This is a genomic window from uncultured Mucilaginibacter sp., from assembly GCF_903893715.1.
In the GTDB taxonomy this organism is placed as follows: Bacteria; Bacteroidota; Bacteroidia; order Sphingobacteriales; family Sphingobacteriaceae; genus Mucilaginibacter.
The window spans coordinates 1-20,396 of sequence record NZ_CAITNG010000010.1 but is presented as its reverse complement, the minus strand read 5'-3'; the positions used below and the strand labels follow the sequence as shown (position 1 = coordinate 20,396).

Annotated in this window: 19 protein-coding genes and 1 tRNA gene; 11 read left to right on the top strand and 9 right to left on the bottom strand. The window is 45.2% G+C overall.

The window, feature by feature from the left end; genetic code table 11:
• The first annotated feature begins 13 nt into the window (after window positions 1-13).
• The 7 genes from QZX97_RS01330 (at window position 14) to QZX97_RS01300 (ending at window position 8,154) form a co-directional block, all read left to right on the top strand.
• The gene (locus QZX97_RS01330; protein WP_295648674.1) at window positions 14-907 is read left to right on the top strand and encodes a J domain-containing protein; all 894 of its coding nucleotides are present in this window, start codon (window positions 14-16) and stop codon (window positions 905-907) included.
• A gap of 411 nt (window positions 908-1,318) precedes the next feature.
• The gene (locus QZX97_RS01325) at window positions 1,319-1,723 is read left to right on the top strand and encodes an EVE domain-containing protein (protein WP_295650651.1); all 405 of its coding nucleotides are present in this window, start codon (window positions 1,319-1,321) and stop codon (window positions 1,721-1,723) included.
• A gap of 2 nt (window positions 1,724-1,725) precedes the next feature.
• Window positions 1,726-2,844: a carbohydrate-binding family 9-like protein gene (locus QZX97_RS01320; RefSeq protein WP_295650649.1), complete on the top strand. Its 1,119-nt coding sequence runs from the start codon at window positions 1,726-1,728 to the stop codon at window positions 2,842-2,844.
• The gene (locus QZX97_RS01315) at window positions 2,841-3,905 is read left to right on the top strand and encodes a family 10 glycosylhydrolase (protein ID WP_295650646.1); all 1,065 of its coding nucleotides are present in this window, start codon (window positions 2,841-2,843) and stop codon (window positions 3,903-3,905) included. Before QZX97_RS01320 ends, QZX97_RS01315 begins: the two co-directional genes overlap by 4 nt.
• A gap of 198 nt (window positions 3,906-4,103) precedes the next feature.
• Window positions 4,104-6,026 carry an ABC-F family ATP-binding cassette domain-containing protein gene (locus tag QZX97_RS01310; RefSeq protein WP_295650643.1) on the top strand — a complete coding sequence of 641 codons (1,923 nt, stop codon included), beginning with the start codon at window positions 4,104-4,106 and terminating at the stop codon, window positions 6,024-6,026.
• Window positions 6,027-6,262: 236 nt separating this feature from the next.
• On the top strand, window positions 6,263-7,519 hold the full coding sequence (locus QZX97_RS01305; protein WP_295650641.1) for a DUF5103 domain-containing protein: 1,257 nt from the start codon (window positions 6,263-6,265) through the stop codon (window positions 7,517-7,519).
• Window positions 7,520-7,632: 113 nt separating this feature from the next.
• Window positions 7,633-8,154 (top strand): acyl-CoA thioesterase, encoded by a 522-nt coding sequence (locus tag QZX97_RS01300; protein WP_295650638.1) that lies wholly within the window; start codon window positions 7,633-7,635, stop codon window positions 8,152-8,154.
• A 103-nt stretch (window positions 8,155-8,257) separates the two neighbouring features.
• Here QZX97_RS01300 and QZX97_RS01295 read toward each other — a convergent pair whose 3' ends face one another.
• From QZX97_RS01295 to QZX97_RS01285, 3 genes are read right to left on the bottom strand one after another with little or no spacing between them, the layout of a single operon-like run.
• Complete coding sequence (locus QZX97_RS01295; RefSeq protein ID WP_295650636.1) at window positions 8,258-9,238, bottom strand: aldo/keto reductase; 981 nt, start codon at window positions 9,236-9,238, stop codon at window positions 8,258-8,260.
• 16 nt (window positions 9,239-9,254) lie between these two features.
• Window positions 9,255-10,016, bottom strand: a complete 762-nt coding sequence (locus tag QZX97_RS01290) for an SGNH/GDSL hydrolase family protein (protein ID WP_295650634.1) — start codon at window positions 10,014-10,016, stop codon at window positions 9,255-9,257.
• Window positions 10,017-10,030: 14 nt separating this feature from the next.
• Window positions 10,031-10,798: an SGNH/GDSL hydrolase family protein gene (locus QZX97_RS01285; RefSeq protein WP_295650632.1), complete on the bottom strand. Its 768-nt coding sequence runs from the start codon at window positions 10,796-10,798 to the stop codon at window positions 10,031-10,033.
• 65 nt (window positions 10,799-10,863) lie between these two features.
• Here QZX97_RS01285 and QZX97_RS01280 point away from each other — a divergent pair, with 65 nt between their 5' ends.
• A complete protein-coding gene (locus QZX97_RS01280) occupies window positions 10,864-11,904 on the top strand; it encodes a quinone-dependent dihydroorotate dehydrogenase (protein WP_295664044.1) in 1,041 nt (346 codons plus the stop codon).
• 35 nt (window positions 11,905-11,939) lie between these two features.
• On the opposite strand, the gene QZX97_RS01275 is transcribed toward QZX97_RS01280, so the two are convergent.
• From QZX97_RS01275 to QZX97_RS01265, 3 genes are all read right to left on the bottom strand, one after another.
• The gene (locus QZX97_RS01275) at window positions 11,940-12,116 is read right to left on the bottom strand and encodes a spore protein (RefSeq protein WP_295650627.1); all 177 of its coding nucleotides are present in this window, start codon (window positions 12,114-12,116) and stop codon (window positions 11,940-11,942) included.
• 32 nt (window positions 12,117-12,148) lie between these two features.
• Window positions 12,149-12,219 (bottom strand) — tRNA-Cys (locus tag QZX97_RS01270).
• Between the two features lie 47 nt (window positions 12,220-12,266).
• A complete protein-coding gene (locus QZX97_RS01265; RefSeq protein ID WP_295650624.1) occupies window positions 12,267-13,016 on the bottom strand; it encodes an RNA methyltransferase in 750 nt (249 codons plus the stop codon).
• Here QZX97_RS01265 and QZX97_RS01260 point away from each other — a divergent pair.
• Window positions 13,007-15,346, top strand: coding sequence for a BamA/TamA family outer membrane protein (locus QZX97_RS01260; RefSeq protein WP_295664041.1), 2,340 nt, complete (start codon window positions 13,007-13,009; stop codon window positions 15,344-15,346). The genes QZX97_RS01265 and QZX97_RS01260 overlap by 10 nt on opposite strands.
• 47 nt (window positions 15,347-15,393) lie before the next feature.
• Here QZX97_RS01260 and QZX97_RS01255 read toward each other — a convergent pair whose 3' ends face one another.
• From QZX97_RS01255 to QZX97_RS01245, 3 genes are all read right to left on the bottom strand, one after another.
• Window positions 15,394-15,927, bottom strand: coding sequence for a hypothetical protein (locus tag QZX97_RS01255; protein WP_295650619.1), 534 nt, complete (start codon window positions 15,925-15,927; stop codon window positions 15,394-15,396).
• 9 nt (window positions 15,928-15,936) lie between these two features.
• Window positions 15,937-18,240, bottom strand: coding sequence for a patatin-like phospholipase family protein (locus QZX97_RS01250; RefSeq protein WP_295650617.1), 2,304 nt, complete (start codon window positions 18,238-18,240; stop codon window positions 15,937-15,939).
• 340 nt (window positions 18,241-18,580) lie between these two features.
• Window positions 18,581-18,967 carry a hypothetical protein gene (locus QZX97_RS01245; protein WP_295650615.1) on the bottom strand — a complete coding sequence of 129 codons (387 nt, stop codon included), beginning with the start codon at window positions 18,965-18,967 and terminating at the stop codon, window positions 18,581-18,583.
• Window positions 18,968-19,284: 317 nt separating this feature from the next.
• On the opposite strand from QZX97_RS01245, the gene QZX97_RS01240 reads away from it, so the two are divergent.
• Both QZX97_RS01240 and QZX97_RS19030 read left to right on the top strand, forming a co-directional pair.
• Window positions 19,285-20,160: a hypothetical protein gene (locus QZX97_RS01240; RefSeq protein ID WP_295650612.1), complete on the top strand. Its 876-nt coding sequence runs from the start codon at window positions 19,285-19,287 to the stop codon at window positions 20,158-20,160.
• Between the two features lie 71 nt (window positions 20,161-20,231).
• Window positions 20,232-20,396, top strand: a 165-nt coding sequence (locus QZX97_RS19030) for a DUF2683 family protein (protein ID WP_363151705.1), incomplete at its 3' end; no start/stop codon positions are given.

Here is a 20,396-nt window from a genome sequence, read left to right as displayed (position 1 = left end):
TTAACCAACAACCGTGGACTATAAGGATTATTATAAGATATTAGGCGTAAAAAAGGACGCATCGGCCGACGAGATCAAGAAGGCGTACCGCAAGCTTGCCGTAAAATACCATCCCGATAAAAACGCGGGCAACAAGGCCGCCGAAGAAAAATTTAAAGAAGCAAACGAGGCCAACGAAGTATTGGGCAACCCCGAGAAGCGCAAAAAATATGATGAATTGGGCGAAAACTGGCAGGCGCATCAGCAATATGCCAACCAGGGCGGTGGCCGTGGCCCGGCGGGTTTTGATACCAGCAGCTTTTATGGCGATGGCGGGCAGTTTTCGAGTTTTTTTGAATCGATATTTGGGAGCGGGGCGGGTTTTGGCGGTGCCCGGCAGCGTGCGCCGCAAACCCGTAAAGGGCAGGACCAGGAAGGCACCATTACGCTTACAATCGAAGAATCGTTTCACGGGGTATCAAAGCAGGTAACGCTGGAGGGAAGCAAACTGAACCTCAAGTTTAAACCCGGCACTGCCGAAGGGCAGGTATTGCGGTTAAAAGGTAAAGGCAGCCCGGGTTACGCCGGCGGCGAGGCAGGCGACCTGCTCATTACCGTGCATTTGGCGCCGCACCCACGCTACGAAGTAAAAGGCCACGACCTGTACTTTGACCAGCCTTTAGACATTTACACGGCCATTTTGGGTGGTAAGATATCAGTTCAAAGCATCGACAAAGCGGTGATGATGCCTATACCTGCGGGAACGGATAGTCATAAAACTTTTCGTTTGAAAGGCATGGGCATGCCAGTTTTTGGCAAAACCGATGAGCGTGGCGATGCTTATGTAAGGGTGGTGATACAGGTGCCGAAGGGTTTGAGTGAGGAGGAGAAAGGGTTGTTTGAAAAGTTGAGGGAGTTAAAAAAATAGTGTGTTAAATATGTCATTGCGAGGAGTGCTTCTATCGGCACGACGCGGCAATCCCTGAGAAAGGTAACGAATTATTACGGCACAATGAGCTTTATCGGGTCGCTCATAGCCGCGACAGGCTTAGTTACTTTTCCTTGATGAAAAGTAACCAAAAATCAAGTCGCAACGCTGCTGCCCGGCCCGCCCTGACGGTTCTTAACGCCGCACCGTTCCGCTATGCTCCACTCAGTACGGCTAAACCGTCATTCCCGCCATACGCCTGGCCCGCTCCGTTGCGACAAGGCCTGCGCTCATTTTTTGTTATTAGTTAACTCACGGTCAGTATTATCCTTTCCAATAACTTAGTAACTCAATAACCCAATAACTAAATTCACAACAAATTCCATAAATTAGCCCATCAAAATCTACAACATGAACTATTGGCTCGTAAAATCGGAACCTGAAAAATATAGCTGGGAAAAATTCAACAAAGATGGCCGCACCCATTGGGATGGCGTGCGCAATTACACGGCCCGCAACAACCTGCGCGATATGCGCGAGGGCGACCTGGTGATGTTTTATCACAGTAATGAAGGTAAGGAGGTTGTGGGCATTGCTAGGGTTGTTAAAGAAAGCTACCAGGACCCCACCACCGATGATGCCGCCTGGCTGGCAGTAGACCTCGCGCCTGTTGAACCCCTTAAGAAACCCGTTACCCTTGCCCAAATAAAAGCTGAGCCAAGCCTGGCCAATATTCAGATAGTGAAACTTGGCAGGCTTTCGGTAACCGCCCTTAAAAAGGAAGAGTTTGATAAGATAGTGGAGATGGGGAGTTGAGCATGAAGCTTGAAGCCGGAAGCAAGAAGCTTTTTTTTGTTGTTTGCCTGGTTTTTTTGGCAAGCGACGATGTTTTCGCGCAAAGCATATTTAAAGGGTTTGAGAGTTTATTTACACCGCCCTTGAGTTATGTAGTGCATCATATCAACAGCGCCATTGTTATTGATGGCGACATGAACGAACCTGCCTGGCAACAAGCCGAATGGACAAGCAGCTTTACCGATATTGAAGGTAGCTTGCGGCCATCCCCAAAATATAATACGCAGGTAAAAATGCTTTGGGGCGATACCTGCCTGTATATTGCCGCGCATTTGACCGAGCCGCAGGTTTGGGCTACGCTTAAACAGCACGACCAGGTTATTTTTAATGATAACGATTTTGAGGTATTCGTCAATCCCGACGGTACTTCGCACCATTATTATGAAATTGAGTTTAATGCCCTCAATACGGTTTTCGACCTGTATATGGCCAAGCCTTACCGCAACGGCGGCAGCGCGTTGATACCCTTTAACCTTTCGGGGCTCAGGTCGGCGGTGAAGGTGGATGGAACCTTGAACAACCCGGCTGATGCCGATCAGGGCTGGACGGTTGAAATGGCCATCCCGTTCCGCGATTTGAGTTTGGGCGATAATGTGCAGATACCGGTGGACGGACAGGTGTGGCGCATCAATTTTTCGCGGGTGGAGTGGGATACGAAGGTGGAGAATGGCAGGAACATCCGTTTAACGGATGATAAAGGGCACCGTTTGCCGGAGCATAACTGGGTATGGTCGGCACAGGGGGTGGTCAATATGCATTATCCCGAAAGGTGGGGCTACCTGCAGTTCACCAAACAGGATGGCCCTGTTGCGTTTGTTTTGCCTTACAGCGAACAGCAAAAAAAGTATCTCTGGCTTATCTATTACAAACAAAAACAATGGTTCGATAAATATCACCGTTATGCCGTATCTTTAAAGCAACTGGGCATAGTATCCCGTAAGGTGAAAATTGGTAACCTGCTGAATACGCTGAGCATGGAAGCAACCGCGCACCAGTTTATGGTGTTTGTGTCGCAACAGGGCGGTGTTGGTTACCATATTGACCAGGATGGTTTTGTGCAGCAAACAAAGACGGTTAAATGAACAAACGCGAGTTTTTAAAAGCGGGATTGATGGCCTGTATAGCCGCCAATTTGCCGGAAACGGCAAAGGCCGCGCCGCGTGTAAAAAAACGGAAGGTAAAGAATTGGGTCTGGATAAACCCCAACCTGAAGGATACCGACGCCGAGCTTGAAACCCGCTACGCCAACTTTAAAGCCGCGGGTATTACCGGGATATTTTTTGAGAATGACAGCGAACGGCATTTCCGCACCGCAAAAAAACACGGCATTGAGGCGCACCGCTGGATATGGACGATGAACCGGGCGGAATTGCTGACTACCCATCCCGACTGGTATGCCTGCAGTCGTAATGGCGACTCGTGTGCCGACCACCCGCCTTATGTGAACTATTACCGCTGGTTGTGCCCTTCGCGGGAGGAAGTACACCAATACCTGCAAAGCCAGGCGCAAGATATTTTGAGTAAGGATTATGTTGACGGCATACACCTGGATTATGTGCGTTATTGTGATGTGATACTTCCCGTTAACCTATGGGCCAATTACCATATTGAGCAAACCAAGGAATTGCCCGAATACGATTTTTGCTATTGCGATGTGTGCAAAGCCAAGTTTAAAGCGCAGTACGGTTACGATATTGCCGATATACAGTACCCGGAGGCGAGCTTGTCGTTACGCCTGTTCAGGTATAACAACATCACGGCGATCGTAAACGGCATATCGGCTATAGCCAAACAGCATAAAAAACATATTACTGCGGCGGTTTTCCCTACACCCGAAATTGCCCGGAGAAATGTGCGGCAAGACTGGACCAACTGGCAATTGGACGGCGTGTGCCCCATGACCTATCACGGTTTTTACAAAGAAAAAGTAAGCTGGATAGGCGATGCTGTGGCCGAAGGTGTCCATTTTTTGGCAGGCGCGTTCCCGCTGTATGCAGGCTTGTACCTGCCCGATTTTAAAAGCGATGACGAATTGCGGCAGGGGATAGCCGTAGCCCTGAAAAACGGCGCATCGGGCGTGAGCTTTTATGGGAATGTGACGGATGTTACGCTTAATATTTTGAAAGAAGAGCTGAAAGCTTAAGATAGTTCATGGTTCATGGTTCATGGTTCATGGTTCATGGTTCATGGTTCATGGTTCATGGTTCATGGTTCATGGTTCATGGTTCAACGGATAGTCTATAGAACTACTTGCAAATGAACCTTGTCTTACCATGAACTATCAACTATTAACCATGAACTTTTTGGGCATTTTGCCCAAAAAACCGTACCTTTGCGGCAAATGATAGCGATTAATGATCTGACGTTCGAGATAGGTGCGAGGGCCCTGTATGATGAGGCAAACTGGCACATAAAACCCGGTGAAAAAATTGGCCTTATCGGCGCCAATGGCACCGGTAAAACCACCCTTTTAAAAATTATAGTAGGCGACTATAAACCTACTTCGGGCACTATATCCAAGGCTAAGGACCTGACGATGGGTTACCTTAACCAGGATCTATTGTCATATTCATCCGACAAGAACATTGTTGAGGTGGCCATGGAGGCTTTTGAGCGCCAAAACATATTGCACCACGAGATAGAAGAACTGCTAAAGAAACTGGAAACAGATTACTCGGAAGATGTTTTACATAAACTGAGCGACAAACAGCACGAGTTTGAAGCGCTCGACGGTTATAACATCGAATATAAAGCACACGAAATTTTGGCGGGCCTTGGCTTTAGCGAAGAGGATTGCGCACGTAAGCTGAGCACCTTTTCGGGAGGGTGGCGCATGCGCGTGATGCTGGCCAAGATACTGTTACAGGCACCAGATATTTTACTGCTCGATGAGCCTACTAACCACCTGGACTTACCATCCATACAATGGCTGGAAGATTATTTGAAAGCCTTTGAAGGCGCGATTGTGATCGTATCGCATGACAGGTGGTTTTTGGATAAGGTGATCAACCGCACGGTGGAGACCCGTAAGGGCAAACTGACCGTTTACGCGGGTAACTATTCTTTCTATCTGGAAGAAAAAGCTCTGCGCGGCGAGATACAAAAAGGCGAGTTTAAAAATCAGCAAGCCAAAATACGCCAGGAAGAGCGTTTAATTGAGCGTTTCCGCGCCAAAGCATCAAAAGCTAAGATGGCGCAATCGCGTATCAAAATGCTCGACAAACTGGAGCGTGTGGAAGATGTGGACGATGATAACCCATCGGTAAACTTCAACTTCAGGTTCAGCAAGCAGTCCGGCAGGCACGTGATCACATTGGAGCATATCACCAAGAAATACCCCGCTATCGATATTTTAGAAGATGCCGAAGCGGTGATTGAAAAAGGGGATAAGATAGCTCTGATCGGTGCCAACGGTAAGGGTAAATCGACCTTGTTGCGTATTATTGCCGATGCCGATAAAGATTTTAAAGGTACGATGGTAACCGGCCATAATGTTACCGAAACCTTCTTCGCGCAGCACCAATTGGAATCGCTGCATTTGGAGAACGAGATATTGGCCGAACTGCAATCCTTCGCACCAAAACATACCGATACAGAGTTACGCTCAATACTGGGTTCGTTTTTGTTTACAGGCGATGATGTGTTCAAAAAGATAAAGGTATTGTCGGGTGGCGAGAAATCGCGCGTGGCGCTGGCCAAAGCCCTGACCGCAGATGCCAACTTTTTGATACTGGATGAGCCTACCAACCACCTGGATATACAATCGGTAAACATATTGATACAGGCGCTGCAGCAGTACGAAGGCACTTTCATCGCGGTATCGCACGACAGGTTCTTTTTGGATAATATCGCCAATAAAATATGGTTCATCGAGGATCATAAAATAAAAATTTACCCTGGCACCTATGCAGAATACGAGGTATGGCAGGCCAAACGTAAGTTAGAACCAAAGGCGGCTGTACCCGCACCACAACCAAAAAAGGAAGAGCCTAAGCCGGTTGTTAAACATCATGAGCCATCGGACGATAAAGCAAAAACTTTGAAGAAGCTGAACGGCGACCTTGTCCGCATGGAAGAGCGCACAACAGTTCTCGAAAAAGAAATAAAGGATTTGGAAAATAAATTGGCCGAACCTGCAGTTTATAATGATGCGGCAAAAGCCAAAGAGGTGAACGCGGCTTATGCGGCGAAGAAAGCGGAGCTGGTTAAAGTGCAGGATGATTGGGAAGTTTTGGCGGGGCAGATATTGGAACTTGAGGCTTGAGTTGTTGGTGATAACACCAACAACGGCTTGGGAAGATGTGTGAAAAATGTCTTACTTTTTCCCCCCTTACGTCCGTTATGTCATTGCGAGGCACGAAGCAATCTCTGCGGGCAGGTCGCGAAAATGCAAGTCGGTTACCTTAATGATGGGGTGCTGATCCGTTAGCTAACGGACAGCATGACATTTGATTAATTCTTACTTTTTCCCCCCTTGCTTAAGTGGGGCAATAAACTAAAATGGTAAAAATAGGCTTGTTTTTTTTGTTATTGTTTTGTATAACAGATAGTTATGCGCAGCAATACGATAACCATGTTTACCAAAGCCCGATAAAGACGGTAGAGCTATACAATGGGACCAAAGAAGGCTCGTTCCCGATTTACGCACTTGGCTCGAATGACAGGGTGGTTTTGGGTTTTGACGACCTGCGCGGTGGGGTACGTAACTACTATTATACGGTTGAGCATTGCAGTGCCGACTGGAATACATCGAACCTGTCGCCGAGCGAATACTTAGAGAACTTTAGCGAAGACCGGTTGACGGACTATCGTTACTCGACCAATACCTTTCAAAAGTATACACATTACCAGGTTAGCATCCCCAATCGCAACATCACACCAAAACTTTCGGGCAATTACATTTTGAAGGTGTATGAAGATGGTGACCAAAACAAGCTGGTGCTAACACACCGCTTTTACGTGGTGGACGCTAAGGTAGGTGTGAGGGCGGAGATCACCAGTCCGAATGACAACAGTGCACGGCTGACGGACCAAAAGATAAACTTTGAACTGAATGATGGTGCGTTACAGGTTCAAAACCCCTTTACCGATATACGCGTGCTGGTGATGCAAAATGGCCGGACGGACAAGGAGCAGATGAACACGAGTCCGCAGTTTATCAGGGGCAACCAATTGATCTATAATGACGTGGTTACCAACCAATTTAGCGCAGGAAATGAGTTCAGGCATTTCGACCTGCGCTCGCTGCGGTTGAACTCAGAAAGGGTAGGCCGTATTTATCGGGATACCGCTAATACGGTTATGCTGTTAGGCGACCCGAGCCGGAATCAGGCTAATTACTCTTTTCAGTACGATAATAACGGCAGTTTTTACATACTGAACCAGGATGGCAGTAACCCGGTTACCGATGCCGACTACGCGCATGTATATTTTAGCCTTGCCGGGAACAAGACCGATGCCGAAGGATCTGCATATATTGTTGGCCAGTTTAACGATTACCAGCTGACCGATGCCAACAAGATGGACTTTGATCCGGTTAAAGGCAGGTTTCACACCAATTTGTATTTGAAGCAGGGTGTTTATGATTTTGAGTACATCTGGGTAGATAAAAAGGCCAAAGTGCCTGACGAAATACAATTTGAAGGTTCATATTTTGATACCGAGAATGACTACCAGCTATTGGTTTACCTGCACCGTACCGGTGTGCGGTATGAGGAACTGGTTGGTTTCAGGCAGATCAATTCGGCAAAGAGGTAGGTTATTGAGTTACTGAGTTATTGGGTTACTTGCCGATCATTCAATATCTTAAATAACTTTTCTCAAAATGACCTTAATAACCAATAACTTAGTAACCAAATAACTAAACGGCAATGAAATCAAAGACACCACAGGAATCGCACACCATAATGAACGAACTGGTATTGCCCAACGATACCAATACCATGCACAACCTGATGGGCGGTCGTTTGCTGCACTGGATGGATATTTCGGCGGCTATTGCCGCGCAAAAGCATTGTAACCGTAACGTGGTAACAGCCTCGGTGGATAATGTTTCCTTTCAACACCCTATTAAACTGGGTGACGTGGTGAGCATCGAATCGAAAGTAACCCGGGCCTTCAATACCTCGGTTGAGGTTAGGCTGGATGTTTGGGCCGAAAATATACCTTCGGGCAGGAGGGTGAAGAGCAATGAAGCCTACTACACCTTTGTAGCTTTGGATGCCGACGGCAAAACCGTATCGGTACCCGAACTGCAACCCGTTACCGAAGAAGACCAAAAACTATACGATGGCGCATTGCGTCGCAGGCAATTACGCCTGGTATTGGCAGGCAGGATGAAAGCTGATGACGCTACGGAGTTGAAGGCCTTATTTTTTGGACCGGCTAAATAATAATGTAAGATGAAATAAATAATGGAAGATGTAAAATGTAAGATGGAAGATGTGTTTGAAGTATAGTTACATCTTCCATTTTCCGTCTTCCATCTTACATCGATCAATAATGTCCTCTTATTTTCGGTTTGATCTCCTCATCATATAACTCCCGCAAAGCTTTATGTATTTCGGGAGATAGGGGTTTCAAATCGGATGCTTCGATATTGCCATAAACCTGCAGCACTTTTGACGCGCCGGGGATAACGGTGGTTACCTGCGGGTGGTCCAATATCCAGCGGATAGCCCATTGTGGCATCCGACTGTCGGGCAACATGCCTTTTATCTTATTGGCCAAACGCACACCCTCCTGAAATTCGATGCCCGAGAACGTTTCGCCCGTATTAAAGGCTTCGCCGTTGGCGTTGTAGTTACGATGATCTTTGGGTGCAAAGTGGGTGTCTTCGCTAAACTTGCCGGTAAGTAAACCGCTGGCCAGGGGTACACGCACAATAATGCCCACGCCCTTGGCGGCCGCTTTTTCGAACACCTCATCAGCCACATGCTGGCGGAACAGGTTAAAGATGATTTGCAGCGATGCCAACCCTTCCTGCTCCAAACAGATGAGCGCTTCTTCGGATGTTTCCACACTGGCTCCGAAGTGCTTGATAAGCCCTTGCTGTTGTAGCTTGCGCAAATGGTTGAATACTTCGCCCTTGCGCATTTCTTCGGTCGGGATGCAGTGTAGCTGCTCCAAAAACAATTGGGGTATGTCGAGGTGCTTTAGCGAGTCTTCGGCATGGCGCTTTAACAGGTCGTAGGTGTATTTGGGTGGCCATGGGCCTCCATCGCTGCGCCTGCCTAATTTAGTGGCCACGTAGGCTTGCTTGTCTGTAGTCTTCAAAAACCTGCCGATGAGGCTTTCGCTCACGCCCATGCCGTACACATCGGCTGTATCGATAAAGTTGCCGCCCTCGTTAACGTAGGTGCTCAAAATTTTGAAGGCATCTTCTTCGTTCACTACGCCCCAATCGGCGCTGCCCAGTTGCCAGGTGCCAATGCCAACCTCGGCTATCTTAACGTCCTGAAAATCTCTGTATATCATTGTTTGTAAGGTGTATTTAACTTTTTACTACGTCTGACCAGGCATGCGATATCAAGCTCGCTCCGGCCATGCTGGGATGCACACCGTCAGGTGTCCAGTATTTTGGCGGAGCTTGCTTGACGGCTTCGTCGAACATGCTCTGTAGCGGTATCAGGGTTGCCTGGTATTTTTCCGCTATCTCGCGGGCTACTTGTTGGTAGCTGTCGAATGTCGGGTGCCATTTGGCTTCCTCGGGCCGTATTCCGTTCACAAAATAAGGTTCGAGAATGATGAGCTTTATATCGGGCAAGGCCGCTTTGGTACGGTCTAATAGTTTGATGTAATCGTTCTTGTAAACCTCAACAGTACCGGTATAACCGTTGGTCAAAGTATGCCAAAAATCGTTTACGCCTATCATAATGCTCATTACATTAGGTTTCAGGCTCAGGCAGTCAACATCCCAGCGGTCGGCTAACTGGTAAACTTTGTTACCGCTGATGCCCCGGTTATAGATGGACAGATTTTTGTCCGGGTTTTTGTTTAGCAGGTCAGCGGTAGTTAAAAAGGCATAGCCGGTGCCGAGGGCTTTAAGGGTATTGGCAGTAAGCGTGGCTTTATCGCGACCGGCATCGGTAATCGAATCTCCCTGGAAAAGGATGACGTCATCCTTCTCGAGCTTAATTTTCCTGGTTTTGGATGATGCGCTTGCCGCTGCGACAATTTGAGGTATGCTTAACGATGCCAGTGTACCAACAGCGGCGGTTTTAATAAAGTTACGGCGGGAGTTTTGAAAAAACATAAGTTGTGTAAAGGTTAGCTTTTAACAGTTTCGAGCCAGGCGTGTGCCATCAGGCTTGCGCCGGCAATTGTTGGGTGAACACCGTCAATAGTCCAATACGAACCCGGGGCTTTTTTTACAGCCTCATCGAATATGGTTTGGTAAGGTATAAAAGTGATATCATTCTTTTCAGCCACTTCGCGAGCAACCTGACGGTATTCGTTAAACTTAGGGTACCATTTCAGGTCCACCTCCTTTACGCCAATCACAGCAAAAGGTTCGCCAATAATCAGCTTTACATTAGGCAAGGCTTTTTTTGTACGGTCTATCAGTTTCACGTAGTCGTTACGATAGGTATCGATAGTGCCGGTATAGCCGTGCTTCGCGATGGCCCAGAAATCGTTAACGCCTATCAAAATGCTCAGAATGTTAGGTTTAATATCCAAACAGTCTTTATCCCAACGGTCGGCCAGTTGAAATACCTTGTCGCCGCTAACGCCACGGTTAAATATCTGAAGGTTCTTTTCGAAGTTTTTGTTGAGTATTTCGCCTGCTGCAAAAATGGGATAACCCGTGCCCAGCCCGGCACTCACGTTGGCGTCGGTTTGCGTGCGCGAGCGGCCCCAATCGGTGATGGAGTCGCCCTGGAAAAGTATCACATCGCCATCCTGTATGGTTATCTTTTTTGGTTTAGCTACTGCAAAAGCGCTCGAAACAATCTCGGGAATGGCCAAAGAAGCGATTAACGCTGCAGATGAGTTTTTGATAAAAGTGCGTCGCGAATTTTTAAACAGGCTGATCATTGGTTTATTTTGAAACTAAGATATGTACAAAAACCCATTCATCAAAAAACTGCTAACTTCGCGGCATGTATCAACTCCTTAAATCCGTCTTGTTTCAATTCGACCCCGAAAAGGTGCACTATTTTGTAACCCGTAACTTAAAACGCTTCAACCGTTTTCCGGGAGGCGCGGCTGTTAGTCGGGCGGTATGGCAGGTTACGGACAAGCGCTTGGAGCGCGAGGTGTTTGGACTGAAATTTAAAAACCCGGTAGGCTTGGCCGCTGGTTTCGACAAAAATGCAGAAGGGATTACCGAGATGGCAAATCTTGGTTTTGGCTTTGTTGAAATAGGCACGGTAACGCCATTGCCGCAGCCGGGCAACGATAAGCCGCGCATGTTCAGGCTGCCGACTGACGGGGCACTCATTAACCGGATGGGGTTTAACAATAAGGGCGTTGAAGTGGCGGCTCAAAACATAAAAGATTATCGCAGCTCAAAACATTACGACAGCGGCCTGATCATAGGCGGTAACATCGGCAAAAATAAAGTAACCCCGAACGAAGAAGCTGTAAACGACTATATCAAATGCTTTAACGGTTTGTTTGAAGTAGTTGATTACTTTGTGGTGAACGTCAGTTCACCTAATACCCCTAACCTGCGCGCACTGCAAGAGAAGGAACCATTGAAGCATATTTTGAACACGCTGCAACAATTGAATATGCAACATGGTACTCAGCGCCCCATCCTGTTAAAGATTGCGCCCGATTTAACGGATAGCCAACTGGATGATATTGTAGAAATAGTTCAGGAGACAGGTATTGCGGGTGTTATAGCCACCAACACAACAATAAGCCGGGAAAATTTGAAGAGTGACGCCGGGCTTAAGGCTGAAACCGGCGGATTAAGCGGAAAGCCTTTGACAGAACGATCGACAGAGGTGATACGCTACCTTGCCGAAAAATCGAACCATTCCTTCCCGATCATTGGGGTGGGAGGCATACATTCGGCCCAAGATGCTTTGGATAAACTCGATGCAGGAGCATCCCTGATACAGCTTTATACCGGTTTTATTTATGAAGGACCCGCGCTTATCGGCCGGATCAACAAAAAAATCCTGTCGGCCTAAGCCAACAGGATTCAATAACTATTTGAAGAAGAGGCTTATTTACCTGCTTCTAATTTTGCTAAAACTTCGTTGTTCAACGAAACCTGGCTTTTAGCCGATTCTTTTGAACGGCTGCCAAACTCCAGGTTTGTAGCCAGTTTTAAATGCTGAACCTCTAAACGCGAGGTTGTTTTGTTTTTCCTATCTTTCCTTTTTAAACGTGTAACACCCATGTCTTTAATTTTTAATGTTCTTTTAATCCCTGAGGTCGAGAGCGGATTCGAACCGCTGTAAAAGGTTTTGCAGACCTCTGCCTAGCCACTCGGCCACCCGACCCTATTTTGGATTGCAAAAATAGCAATTATTTAATGGCTTACAATTTTTTATTTAAACGTTTTTCTGCACACTTCCGAGCAGAATATGGCAGTAGCTATGGCAACGTTTAATGATTCGGCTTTGCCGCGCTGTGGTATGGTTACCCGATTTTGTATTAAGGCCTCAATTTCGGGGCTTATGCCGTTGCCTTCGTTGCCCATCACAATCAATCCTTCGGGGCCAAAATCTGTATCGTAAATACTTTTTCCATCAAGCAAAGCCCCAAAAACAGGTAATTTGGTAGTTTTTATTAATGATGAGATATCAGCGTAATGCACATTTATCCGCGAAAGCGAACCCATGGTTGCCTGCACTACCTTTGGGTTATATGCGTCTACCGTATCTTCTGAACAGATGATGGTGTCGATGCCAAACCAGTCTGCCGTACGGATAATAGTGCCCAAATTGCCGGGATCCTGTATGCCATCTAAAACCAATGAAAAACTTTTTGTAAGTTGTTTTGTTGAAAGAACAGGCCACTGAGGGATTTTGACGATGGCAATTACTTCTTGCGGGGTAGTTAAACTGCTGAATTTTTCGAGATTGGCGGCCGAAGTTTCATGAAAGTTTATTTTTTGTGATAAATTCAGCATTTTTGATGCAGAAGCAGGGGTATGGTAAATGGTTTCGATGTGATAAGCCGAATGAGCGAACTCCTTCACCGATTTGATACCCTCAACCAAAAATAGGCCATGCGTTTTCCTGTTTTTTTTTTGTTGTAAGGATTTTAGTAAACTGATTTGAGATTTTGAAAGCATACACCCGGTCTGATATTTATCGCCTTACAATTTTAAGTATTATTATTATCATTACAGCTACCGGCTGTAGTTTGACCCGTATATTGAAGCCAAACCAGGCATTGGTGCGTAAAGTAACCCTCAAAGGTGTTGATAAACAATACCAACTTGCCGCCGAAAACTATGTAGATAAACTACAGCAGCCCAATAATTGGCTTAACCTACAGTTTTATGAAGTATTCAATAAAAAAGGCAAGCACGAAATAGGCGAAGCACCGAGGATTTTGGATACTGCCCTTGTTGAGTTTTCGCGCGCCCAAATAGAGGGCTTTTTGAACGCCAAAGGTTTTTTGAACATGAAGGTGGAGAGTGCAATAAAAGTGAAGAACAAACGGGCCGAACTCACTTTCACTGCAAATGAAGGCCGCTTGTACCACATCACAACAATTAAAGACAGTATAGCCGATAAAAAGGTTGCAGCGTTATATAATGCCAATAAGGGCACGTTCAATTATATAAATGCCGGGAAGCCCTTTGATAAGGACAGCTTAACTTATGCCCGCGACCAGATATACCAGTTGATGAAAAGAAACGGGTATTATGAGTATTACAGGCAATACGGTCGTTTTGAATGGGATAGTGTAAAAAACGCAGTCAATGTAGTGTTGTTTATAGACAACCCTGATGGTAAAGCTGAGCATCCGGTTTTTAAAATAAACAATACCGAGGTGGTAATATCGAACAGCAACGGACGCCCCATTGGCAAGCCCGATACTATGCGTGCCGACTCTCAGTTTACCTTTATCGACTATTCGCATAAGTTTAAACCTTACCCTATAACGGATTATATATTTCAGCGAAAAGGGGATACCTACAACATTGATAAACAGAGTTTAACCACTGCCCGATTGTCGGAGTTGAACGTTTTCAGAAATGTGCCTAACCCCACCTATACTAAAACCCCCGACAGTACCAACCGGCTTAACAGCCGCATAGACATTATACCTTTGAAACATTTTTCGGATAGGGTAGAGGGCGAGTATATTTTTAGTAGCCTTAACAGCGGGCAAAAAGGTTTTAATTTGGACAATACTTTCACCAATCGCAACTTATTTAGAGGGTCCGAAATATTACAGGTAAAGCTAAGTTGGAGCGTTTTGTTTGATGACAAAGGGACTATTCAAAACCAGGATTTTAAAGCAGGAGCGAGTTTGATCTATCCCACAATTATTTCGCCGTTTAATTTACCAATACCGTCAAAGTACGCCGTACCGCACACAACCTTTTCAACAAACTACCAGTTGTTTTTCCAGGAAGGGTTGGTATCGCGCAAAAGTTTGATCAACTCCATCACCTACGATTGGGCCAAGGCCCCAAACAAGATCCATTCGTTTACACCAATCGATATTGAGTTTTCCAAAGGTATTGTTGACCCTGCTGCCCGCAACGAACTGGAAGCAGCGGGCCTCCACTCTTACGTATTTTTGATCAACCGAACAATTTTTACGTCGGGTAGCCAATACTCCTTTCAGCTTAATGCCAATAAATTGTTTACGCCCAGTTCGTTCACGTACCTTCGGGGGGCACTTGATATTGGCGGCAATTCGCTTGCTCTTTTGTCGAAAGTGTTCAACACGCCAAAAGATACTATGGGCGAAAATACCATATTGGGCCAAACTTTTGCCCAGTATGCCAAAGCTGAAGTTGATTTGAGGTTTTATCGTAGTTTTGGTGGCGAGCGTGCTTTTATATTCCGAATAAATCCGGGTATTGGGTTGCCTTATGGCAACAGCAGCCAGTTGATATTTGAAAAGAATTTTTATGTGGGCGGGGCAAACGACATTAGGGCGTGGTTGCCGCGTACACTTGGCCCCGGCCAGTTTAACAGGGCCACGGCTTATGCCAGCGATTCTATCAGGACGAGGCTTAAATATCTTGACCAATTTGGCGAAATCAAGATAGTTGGCAACTTGGAGTACCGGTACGCCATATTAAACAACTTTTTTGGTGCCAAGTTGAACGGTGCCTTTTTCTCTGATTTTGGCAACGTTTGGCGTTTAAAACCTGAAACAGATAGCCCGAACGGTACCTTTAACTTCAGTAATATATTCCAGTCGACGGCAATCGGGGTAGGCACAGGCCTACGGTTCGATTTGGCTTTCTTCGTCTTTCGGCTCGACGCCGCATTTAAGTTTAAGGACCCACAATTTAACGGGTCGGACCAATGGGTACTCATCAATCATTTTAATGAACTGATACACGCCGGCGCCTTCAAAAATGCTTATTATACAGCAAATGGCGAGGGATATAACTTTATGCAGTTAAATTTTGGCATTGGCTTACCGTTTTAGTTGTTAGGTTAATAATTGTTCCGGCGTCATCGCCACTCAACAACTTTCTAAAACAAATGCTTCACCCCATCAAACACAGTTTCGAAGAATGTACCAATATCAAGCCCGCTGTGGTGGTTGAAATATATGAACAGGCAAAACAATACAACGGCTAAAATAATCAGTTTCCTGAACATGTAACCCAATAATATCAATATGCAGGGTATTGCTATCAATACTATCCAACTTATGCGGATTGGGGTAAGTTTGTTGTCTTGCTTAAAAATGTAATACAAAGTGCTGGTGGAACCCGCCTCATCGCTATGTTTTACATATAAAAAGCTCGACTTGTTCAATTTTCTATGATAAAAAGCGGTTCCATTGTCAAAAGCCAAATCTTCGTCAAACCCATTTATCGAAAACTTGAAAGTGCCGTTAACATCTTCCTGTATCACACCGGCTGTATCGGTTGCTACAATGGCCAGTTCGTCTTTTCCAAAAGGGTTTTCCTTTACGGCGAAGTTTTTGATCTGTACATTATCGGCGAAAGCCGATGACGCCAAAAACATTAAAACACAGATTAGTAAAAGGTATTTTTTCATATCAAAAGCTTATTCGAGGGCACGTTTGTTAAAAATAAGGAACCCCGCATGGAACATGATACCATAGCGTTGTTGGTCATCGTCATAGTAGTTAAAACTCAGGCTAATCGGGCCTACAAAACTCTGATAAACAAAGCCAGTGCTCGCCGCAATTTTGTTCGAACCCAAAATATTGGTATAACTGGCATCTTGCAAGCCGCTACGGACAATGCCTTGTATCGGGATAAAAAGATAACCTTCGCTGCGCCACTCCAGGTTCTTTCTAAGTGTTAGTACACTGATCAACCCGCCTGCGCTATAGCTTTGTGCCCTAAAGTTAGGTAAAATCAAAGTGCGCGAATCTTGAATCGGATAAAATGTAGGCGCTGTTAATATCGATTCTTCGTAAGTTTTGAACAGTGGTTTGTTGCTAATCACGCCTTCCAATCGATAGCCTAAGCTTAGATTATTAGTAGTTAAAAAGTAATTTTCGTTGCTTATTTTGGCTACCAGCCATTGGCGTTTAGCGTCAACTTCGGGCAATGGGCCAATGCGCAATATGTTGCCTTGCAGATAGCTTTCTGTGCCATTAAAAAATTGCAAGCCCACATAGTAGCTATTCCCTTTGTTGGGGTATTGCTTGCGGTTTAGCAAATTTTTTTCAAATGCTATACTTGTTTTAAAGCCACTAAACCTGCTGATATCCAAGGTGTCGCCGTTTTGGTAAGTATTGTTGGGGCTATAGTCATCGCCGGTGTTGATGTAAGCGGCCAGCACTTCAATTTTTCCGTTATTGGCTACCGGCACCCCGGCTTTCAACGCTATTTTACGATCCGTTTGTTGTACGTAAACGGGGCTGGTTTTCTGTACCGAAATATCATTGGTGTCAAAATAGTCCCAATTGTTATAAGTAAACTCGCCCTCCAGATAAAAAGGCAACCGGTTGGGGAAATCGCTGCGCAAAGTGCCCTGTACCGATTCGTAAAACCTGCCCGAATAAAAGTTGGCACCTAAAGTAAAAGCGTTACGGTTTACGTAATCATACTGCAATCCCAGGTACGCCGAACTGATTGGTCTGCTCGATACCAGTCCGCCCACATCAACCTTGAAGTTTTTGCTCGATTTTACGTCAATCTCAAAATCATATGTATTGTTGGTAGGGTGATAAACAATGCGGGGATAAACCGTCTCAAAATTATCGTTTGTAACCAGCCGGTAATAACTATCCTTAATGTCGCTCAAGGTAATGGGTTCATTATCAAACTTGCGGAACATACGCTCCACATACCTTTTTTGCTGAAAATCGACGCCGTTCACAATGATGTTTTTAAAGATAACTTCACCGTCCGCCTTTTGAAACTCCTGCCGGCGTTTATCGAGTTCGGTTGTATCGCTACGGCGTGATATGGCTGCTTTTATGCGCGGCATATCGGCAATGGTGGCATCGTACCCGGCTTTTATCATTGCGGCAACAGGCGCAAAGTTTGTTGTGCTATATCCCGCGAGGTTAGGCTGAATATAGATGCCATTTTTGCCGATAGTGGTGCTGTCTGATTTTGACAGGAACATGTACACCAACAAGCGGCCCATTAATTTGTCATCATTGTCTTTCGGATAATCTGTAAAGGTTTTTGATGATACGTTTGAGCCGATGATAAAATCGGGCTTAAAATCCTGTTTCATAATGTCGACGGGGAAGTTGTCGTATAAACCGCCGTCAAACACATAGCGTCCGTCAACCTTTATCGGTCTGAATATCATCGGCACGGTTACGGTGCCGCGCACAGCTTCCACCAGGCTGCCATGGTCAACATCTATCACCTTTTGCGAAAACACATCGGCCACTACGCACCTAAAAGGTACAAAAAGGTTGTTGAAGTTGTTTTTGGCTTTTGCAGATGCTTGGGTGTACAATTCGATAAACCCAAAATTAAGCGGCACATCGTTAACCAGTGTGGAGCGAAACCTTGCCTGAAAACCGCTGTCTATTTCCAACTTTAAAGCAATAACTGATGGGTTTTCAGGTTTTTTCTGGAAAAAGTAGCTGTAATCGCTACGGTACTTTCCGTTCACCCAATCCTGGAAATTGCTGCTTACAGCCATGTGCTCAATTTGAGCGGGCGAATAGCCTGCCGCATATAGGGAGCCAACCACGCCACCCATCGATGTGCCCACAATATAGTCTATCGGGATGTGGTTCTCCTCCAGGGCTTTTAAAACCCCGATATGCGCCAAACCCTTGGCCCCGCCGCCGCTAAAAACCAGCCCTACTTTTTGCCCGTATCCCGAAAGGTACAACAACAATAAAAACAAGGATATGGATATTTTCTTCATGCAAACAAAACAACGTAACAAGCGATAACAGCCTCACCTAAATCCTCTCCATCCCGATAGCTATCGGGAGAGCGGACTTTAAAATCGCCATGCAAATTTCTTTACCTCCTATCCATCCGATAACCGCGACCAAGATAGGCAGGGGGGAAAAAGTAAGAAAAAAATACATGCTTTTTCGCACACTGTCCATAAACGGATAACCGCTCACCATTCCTTACAATATACGCTTTTTTTTCGGATGTTGGAAAAATAAAAACACTTTGCATAGGGGTATTTAAAAGCCAGGCACGGGATGGTACAAACCTGATAACAACGTTTGAAGTTGTTGTCAGGCACCGGTTTATTCGCTGTAAGTTTCGTTAAAATAATACGATACACCCTTATAACTCAGGTAGTAAACAGGTTTATTTTGGACGGTTTTAATCAAAATAATAAAAGGTATCCCGTTTATGCTACCGCCCATGCCCTGTTTGTAATAAGAATAAGCGATATTATATTCTTCAATTTTATACTCGTTGGTACCGCCCGGTATGCCGCTCCACCGGGTATAGGCCAGATTTACATCTTTGAATTTTATAATGGTGTACGAATCGGAATTATAGAACGCGCAGCCAGTAATATCGCCGTTTTTTAACCTGTCGTAAGGGTTTCCGCTGTTGCAGATAAGGCCAAAACAAATAATAATCGAAAGTAATTTAACCGGAAAAAAGAAGTTTTTGTTTAACATAGATAGCCGTAATCGAAAAAAAAATAAACACTGTTAAATAATGCCAATGTTTGGTCAATCAATGTTAAATTAGACGGGGTTAAAATGTGGAGGTTTAATTTAATTTTAACAGGGGCGAAACTAAAACAATGTTTTGATAAAAAATATGTTGTAGTTAAATAAATGTTACATCTTGTTCGTTTTTATAGTAAGAATAACATTAAAAATACGTTTTCTTCTGAATTATAATATCAATACTTGGCATTATGCGAATGTATTATGCTCTTAATCAAATAATTAATACCGCCTTGCATTAGGCATTAACTTAAACACCAAAAATGAAAACCTTTGCTTTTATCATTACGGCTATTTGCCCGGTTTTGTTACACCCTATGTTTGGTACGGCATATACAGTAAGGTATGCTGCCATTAACGATACATCAAAAGCGGTTAGGACGGCCAAAGTTGCCGGTAGGGCCCCCTCTAAAACAACCGAAGCTAAACCTTCACTACCGGGTAACAGCAATTTGAAATTCTACCACAGCTATACCAGGGAGATCGACCTGAAAGTACCGCAAAACCTGGTTTTATGCACGCCGGGCAATTCACTTTTTGCCGCCTTGCTAAAAGGCATAAGGCAACAAAAACTAACCGCATACGACGATCTGACGACTCCGCAAAACGTTAACGATGAACCCTTTGGTAAAAAACTGACTGCAGCCCAGGCACTTGCTAAGGCCAATAATACCGTTACGGTTGACAAATTTGACGCTGACGGGAACAGGATTGGCACAAAAAAAGTTGTGGACCCATATAACCCCGATAACCTGGCGGCATACCGAATTAAGGAGGTAGTTTACCTAAACAAACAAACCAAAAAGGTGGAGACGCAGATCATCGGCATAGCCCCGCTCACCATTGTGAGGTTAAGCAATGGCGATAGCGTGGGCGTACAACCCGTTTGCTGGCTAAAATACAAACAATGCCTCCCGCTCATGGCTTCACTTAATGTGCCTGCCATTAACAAAAACCTGCCCGATGTGAACATAGGCGATTTCTTTACAAAACGGGCCTTTGCGGCGAAGGTCACCCAGGAATCGAACCCGAAGGACCTGCGCATCATAGACTATATTGCCGATCCTGTTGAGCGCGACAAAGAAGCAGCAAGAATAGAAAAAAGGCTTGCGGATTATAAAAATAACCCGGGGAATTAATGGATTTCCCCGGGTTGAATTTGTAAAAATATGCCTTGAATAAACAGGCACACATTTGTATATTTGTTTATATGGAATCGATACTGATACACCCGGATAGCCCGGAACAATTGAAAACCGTTAAAGCCGTCCTAAAAGCTTTAAAAGTTCAGTTTGAGCCACAGCCTGAAAAGCTTCCGGCACATGTGCTTGAAGGTTTTGAAAGGAGTATAAAACAATACGAAGCCGGACAAAGT